This window comes from Pseudomonas sp. R62 (assembly GCF_000257605.1).
In the GTDB taxonomy this organism is placed as follows: domain Bacteria; phylum Pseudomonadota; class Gammaproteobacteria; order Pseudomonadales; family Pseudomonadaceae; genus Aquipseudomonas; species Aquipseudomonas atacamensis.
In genome coordinates this window covers 3,635,595-3,641,378 of sequence record NZ_JH635998.1, presented here as the reverse complement: position 1 = coordinate 3,641,378, position 5,784 = coordinate 3,635,595, and the positions used below count along the sequence as shown (strand labels likewise).

Genomic DNA, 5,784 nt, shown 5'->3' with positions numbered 1-5,784 from the left:
CGGCAGCACCGGCAGCAGCACTTGCATCGCCACCGGCAGAAGAATTCTCGGGAGTCGCGGCTGGTGCAACGCCGGATCCTATGCGCCGATCAAGATCCTGGTATCGCTCCAGGGATTCCTGCTTCATGCGCGAAACCTGATTCTGCAGTTCTTCGATCACGCCCTGTTGGCGCGAGATCTGATCCTGCATCTGTTGCAATTGGTTGAACAGCATGCCTTGTGCCGAGGCAGGGGCCGAAGCCGCTCCCCCGGCATAGGCGCCGTTCGTACCGTAACCCGCAGGCGGATAACTGCTCCCGCTATTGTTATAACCGGAGTTGTCATCGACCACAGGAACCGCAGCCCACGCCGCAAGCGGCGCGAGGCTGAGAGCCAGAACAGTTACAGCACGACGGCACGTTCGCATATCGAATTACTTACGCAGTTCGACGCGACGGTTCTGGGCCCAGGACTGCTCGTCGTTGCCGGTAGCAACTGGACGCTCTTCGCCGTAGGAAACCAGTTCCAGCTGAGCTGGGGAAACACCTTGCAGTACCAGGTAGCGCTGAACGGCTTTCGCACGACGCTCGCCCAGTGCCATGTTGTACTCACGAGTACCACGTTCGTCGGTGTTGCCTTCCAGAACAACGCGAGCGCCGTTTGCTTTCAGGTCTTTGGCGTGAACGTCCAGAGCGCGCATGGCTTCTGGCTTCAGGTCCGAGCTGTCGTATTCGAAGTAGAAGGTGGTGATTGCGCGCAGAGCAGCTTCTTCGCTCAGGGAACCGTCAACGGCACCAGTGTTTGCGCCGTAACCAGCGTTTGGATCAACAGCGCCTTCACCGGCGTTGTCGCCGCCTTTGGACGAGCAACCTACAGCTACAGCCATGGCCAGAGCCAGCGCAGCAAATTTACCAAACTTCAGCATTTCCATCGTGAAACTCCTAATGAACCCCAGTGTGTTAAGTAAAACGTGTAGCGCCCGCTCACTTCAGGTAAGGGGACCAGGACGGTTCTCTGACTTCGCCTTGAGCGGTAGGAAGCGGGAGCCTCACGCGTCCATTAATGGACACGAGCATCAAGACTCCCCGGCCCTGTTGGCGGGTGGCGTAGATTACCATGGTGCCGTTGGGCGCAACAGTAGGTGACTCGTCCAGAGTGCTATCAGTGAGGATCTTTACACTACCCCGCTGCAGATCCTGAGCTGCCACCTTGAAATTGGTGAAGCCATCCTGACGATGGATCATCACCAAAGTCTTTTCATCAGCCGAAAGTTTCGGGTTGGCGTTGTAGTTGCCCACGAACGTCACACGCTCGGCACCACCGCCACCGACGCTGGTTTTATAGATTTGCGGCTTGCCGCCACGGTCCGAGGTGAAATAGATGGTCGAGCCATCCTTGCCCCAGAACGGTTCGGTATTGATGCCCTGGCCATTGGTTACGCGGCTGATCTGACGCGAACCGAGGTTCATTACGTAGATGTCCGGGTTACCGTCTTTCGACAGCACGAACGCCAGGCGATTGCCGTCCGGCGACCAGGCTGGCGCGCCGTTGAGACCTTCGAAGTTGGTGATCTGCTCACGGCGACCAGTGTCGATGTTCTGCATGAAGATGCGCGGACGCTTCTGCTCGAACGACACGTAGGCGATACGCTTGCCGTCCGGTGCAAAACGCGGCGACAGGATCGGCTCGCGCGATTGCAGCAGAGTCACTGCGCGTGCGCCGTCATAGTCGGAGCGTTGCAGGGTGTAACGGGTGTTCTTCTCGGAAAAACGCTCGGCCGTTACGTAAAGCAGACGCGTCGAGAAGGCACCTTCAATGCCGGTCAGCTTCTGGAACGACTGATCGGAGATGAAGTGCGCCATGTCACGGATCTGGTCGGTCGTACCGGAAACACTGCCGTCCGCCACTTTCTGCTCGGTGGCGACGTTGAACAGTGCCCACTGCACCTGCAGGCGACCGCCCGCTGGAGCGATGCTGCCGACCATCATGTACTGAGCACCCACCGCCTTCCAGTCACGGAAGATGATTTCGCTCGGCTGGCTTGGCTGGCTGATCATGTTGGCTTTCGGAATCGGCGAGTAATAGCCCGAGTTGCGCAAGTCGTTGCCAATGATTTCAGCCATGTCATCCGGCAGCACGGCGCCGCCCTGCATGCCGAACGGTACGACGGCGATCGGAGTAGCCCGATCGCTGCCGCTGGTGACCAGAATGTTCTTTTCATCTGCCGCCGCGATCCCTGCCATGCAGCAGATCACGACCAGCATTCCTCGAAGAAGGTTTCTCACAAGGCTAGATCCTCAGGTGTGAATGTCATCTTGAATGAACGATACGGAGCGAAATCGCTCGGCTTCATTCCCTGCATTTCTGTCAAACGTCCAATATTCTTCACTGCCGCGACTGCCGAAGCATCGAACGGACCGTCACCGCTGGACTTGGCCACGCTGACCGAAGTCACCGTGCCGTCCGGCAACATGCCGATTTGCAGCACGACCGTCATGCCTTTGCGCGCCGAAGGAGGACGAGCCCAGCCTTCTGCTGCGCGAGCGCGAATCAGGTCATCGAAACTGCCGGCAACCTCGTCACCCTGCTCATCGGCCAGGGCCTGCTGACGCTGCGGCGTGTCGGAAAGCAGATCTGCCAGGGCCTGGGCCTTTTTGTCTTCGGCGGATTTGCGTGCCGCTTCCTGCGCTTTCTTCTTCGCAGCATCGGCAGCAGCTTTCTTCTTCGCGTCTTCGGCGACTTTCTTCTTCGCCTCTTCAGCTTCAGCTTTCTTCTTGGCGTCTTCGGCGGCTTTCTTCTTCGCGTCTTCGACGATCTTCTTCTTGGCTTCTTCGGCAGCGGCTTTCTTCGCCTCTTCCTCAGCAGCCTTCTTCGCTTCGTCTTCGGCCTTCTTCTTGGCTATATCAGCCAATTGTTTCTCTTCGGCCTTTTTCGCTTCGGCTTTTTTCGCGTCGTCGGCTTTCTTGGCTTCATCAGCCTTTTTCGCTTCGTCCGCTTTCTTCGCCTCGTCGGCCTTCTTGGCTTCCTCGGCCTTTTGAGCCGCTTCCTCTTTCTTTTGTTCCGCCGCCTTCACCGCTTCCTGCTCGATCTTTTTCTGTTCCATCTGTTCGACTTCGGTCTGGCGCGCGGCGGATTTCTTCGCCTCACCCGCAATCTTCTGATTGGTCTGGGTGGTCGCCTGACTTTTCGATTTCAGCTGGTACAGAGTCGCCTGGACGATCGGCTTGGCAGGCGGCAGTTCGGGCGTGAAGGCAAAACTGACGAACAGCATGCCGAACACCAGCACGTGCAGGACAATCGCCAGAACACTAGGCCAGAAGTAGCTTTCCGAGGCGGACGGCTCTCGCTGTTGCTGCATCAGGGGGCCTCGGTAATCAGACCAACGTTACCGACCCCGGCTTTCTGCAACCCGCCCATGGCACCCATGACGGCGCCGTAGTCGACAGTCTTGTCACCACGAATGAATACCTGGGTGCGTTTGCCGCCCTCGGTGCCGGCGCGGATGATCTTGGTCACCGCGTCAGTCATCTGTGGCAGGGTCATGGCCCTGTCCTGTTGCTTCTCGGTGTCGACTTCGCTGCCAAGGTTCCAGTAGTAGGTCTTGTCAGCCTTGATCGAAATGGTCAGGACCTGGGTGTTGTTGTCCTGCGGCAAGGCTTCGCTGGAAACCTTGGGCAGATCAACTTTCACGCCCTGATTGAGCATCGGCGCGGTCACCATGAAGATGACCAGCAGCACCAACATCACGTCGATGTAGGGCACCACGTTCATCTCGGCGACCGGCTTGCGCTTTTTGCGAGCTCGAGCGATTAAAGCCATCGGGAAATACCTGCTTATTCTTCGCTGGTGTGCACTTTGCGGTGCAGGATCGCCTGGAATTCATCGGCGAAGGTGTAGTAGCGGCCCAGCAAGGTTTCGCTGCGCGCAGCAAAACGGTTGTAAGCGATGACCGCCGGGATCGCAGCGAACAGGCCGATCGCGGTGGCGATCAGGGCTTCGGCGATACCCGGAGCAACGGTGGCGAGGGTCGCTTGCTGAGCGCTGGCCAGACCGCGGAAGGAGTTCATGATCCCCCACACGGTACCGAACAGACCGATATACGGGCTGACCGAACCGACGGTGGCGAGGAACGGCAGGCTCTGCTCGAGCTTCTCTTCTTCGCGCGAGATGGCCACGCGCATGGCACGGGCGACACCTTCCATCACGGCTTCAGGATCGACACCTGGCTGCTGACGCAGACGGGAGAACTCCTTGAAACCGGCACGGAAGATCTGCTCCACGCCCGAATCCGGATCAGGGTTGCTGCCAGCCTGACGGTACAGTTTGGACAGGTCGATACCCGACCAGAAGCGCTCTTCGAAGCTCTCCAGGGCGCGTCGACCGGCGCGCAGCAAGTTGCTGCGCTGAAAGATCATGATCCATGAGGTCACCGATGCGGCCACCAGGGTCAACATTACCAACTGCACCACGATGCTGGCATTGCTGACCAGGCTCCACATGGAGGAATGGTCGACGACGTTAGCTTCCACGCTTTATCTCCTGCTTTGAGTGTGTACCCGGGCCGACCGCGTCGGCGAAGGCCGCACGCAGGTCTTCGGGAAGGGCCCGGGGTTTCAAACTGTCGGTGCGCACGCAGGCCACCAAAAACTGCCCTTCGCAGAGCAGCACATTATCCGTGGCCCGCCTGACCTGCTGTTTGAAGCGCAGGCTGGCACGGTTCAATTCGATTACATCAGCGCTTACCAGCAATTCGTCGTCCAGTCGCGCCGGCGCGTGGTAGCGCGCTTCGCTGGAATGCACGACGAACAACAGGTCCTCTCCGGCAAGCACAGATTGGGCAAAGCCCAGTTTCCGTAGCCGCTCGGTTCGAGCCCGTTCCATAAACTTGAGGTAATTAACGTAATACACGATGCCGCCCGCATCGGTGTCCTCGTAATAAACGCGACAACGATGTGCGAACGGCTCAAGCCCGTTTTGCGCGCGCATACTCTAGTGCTTACTCCTCAGGTTGCCAATCCGGCCAGACAACTGTTTTTCGTGGTTTCAAAGCTTTAACGCAAAAGTACCGTCGTCTGACAGTACAAACCCTGAATAAATCACCAACAAATGTGTATCAATCGTCGACGGCGTCGAGAAACTCGTCTGCCACGGGCATCTCGCCCATGCGTGACGGAACATTCAAACCGAAATGCAAATAGGCATGCCGCGTCACCACCCTGCCCCGTGGCGTGCGCATGATATAGCCCTGCTGGATCAGATACGGTTCGAGCACGTCTTCAATGGTATGGCGTTCTTCACTGATCGCCGCCGCCAGACTGTCGATACCGACCGGGCCGCCGTCGAACTTCTCGATCATGGTCAGCAGCAGACGCCGGTCCTGGTGATCGAAACCGTGCTCGTCGACATCCAGCAGGTTCAGCGCCAGATCCGCCACCGCTTTGGTGATGTGACCCTTGGCGCGGACTTCGGCAAAGTCGCGCACCCGACGCAGCAGACGGTTGGCAATTCGCGGCGTGCCACGGGCGCGACGGGCAATCTCGAACGAACCTTCCGGATCCAGCGGCAGACCGAGAATGGCTGCCGAACGACTGACGATGGTTGCCAGATCCGCCGTGCTGTAGAACTCCAGGCGCTGGACGATACCGAAGCGATCACGCAGCGGATTGGTCAGCATGCCGGCGCGGGTGGTGGCGCCGACCAGTGTGAATGGCGGCAGATCCAGTTTGATCGAACGCGCCGCCGGCCCCTCACCAATCATGATGTCGAGCTGGAAATCTTCCATCGCCGGATACAGCACTTCTTCAA

8 protein-coding genes are annotated in these 5,784 nt (G+C 58.6%); all 8 read right to left on the bottom strand.

Annotated features, from left to right (window positions below; genetic code table 11):
• A partial coding sequence (locus OQK_RS30015) for a YbgF trimerization domain-containing protein (RefSeq protein ID WP_274380880.1) occupies positions 1-331 on the bottom strand: 331 nt, incomplete at its 3' end.
• A gap of 81 nt (positions 332-412) precedes the next feature.
• Positions 413-910, bottom strand: a complete 498-nt coding sequence (pal, locus tag OQK_RS17415) for a peptidoglycan-associated lipoprotein Pal (protein ID WP_003178634.1) — start codon at positions 908-910, stop codon at positions 413-415.
• Positions 911-962: 52 nt separating this feature from the next.
• Positions 963-2,243, bottom strand: coding sequence for a Tol-Pal system beta propeller repeat protein TolB (gene tolB, locus OQK_RS17410; RefSeq protein ID WP_016773506.1), 1,281 nt, complete (start codon positions 2,241-2,243; stop codon positions 963-965).
• 17 nt (positions 2,244-2,260) lie between these two features.
• The gene (gene tolA, locus OQK_RS17405) at positions 2,261-3,337 is read right to left on the bottom strand and encodes a cell envelope integrity protein TolA (protein ID WP_016773505.1); all 1,077 of its coding nucleotides are present in this window, start codon (positions 3,335-3,337) and stop codon (positions 2,261-2,263) included.
• A complete protein-coding gene (gene tolR / locus OQK_RS17400; protein ID WP_160767866.1) occupies positions 3,337-3,789 on the bottom strand; it encodes a protein TolR in 453 nt (150 codons plus the stop codon). Before tolR ends, tolA begins: the two co-directional genes overlap by 1 nt.
• Positions 3,790-3,812: 23 nt before the next feature.
• A complete protein-coding gene (gene tolQ, locus OQK_RS17395; protein WP_008080223.1) occupies positions 3,813-4,508 on the bottom strand; it encodes a protein TolQ in 696 nt (231 codons plus the stop codon).
• Positions 4,498-4,965, bottom strand: a complete 468-nt coding sequence (gene ybgC, locus OQK_RS17390; protein WP_016773503.1) for a tol-pal system-associated acyl-CoA thioesterase — start codon at positions 4,963-4,965, stop codon at positions 4,498-4,500. Before ybgC ends, tolQ begins: the two co-directional genes overlap by 11 nt.
• A gap of 127 nt (positions 4,966-5,092) precedes the next feature.
• On the bottom strand, positions 5,093-5,784 hold a 692-nt coding region (ruvB, locus tag OQK_RS31420), incomplete at its 5' end, for a Holliday junction branch migration DNA helicase RuvB (protein WP_038861043.1).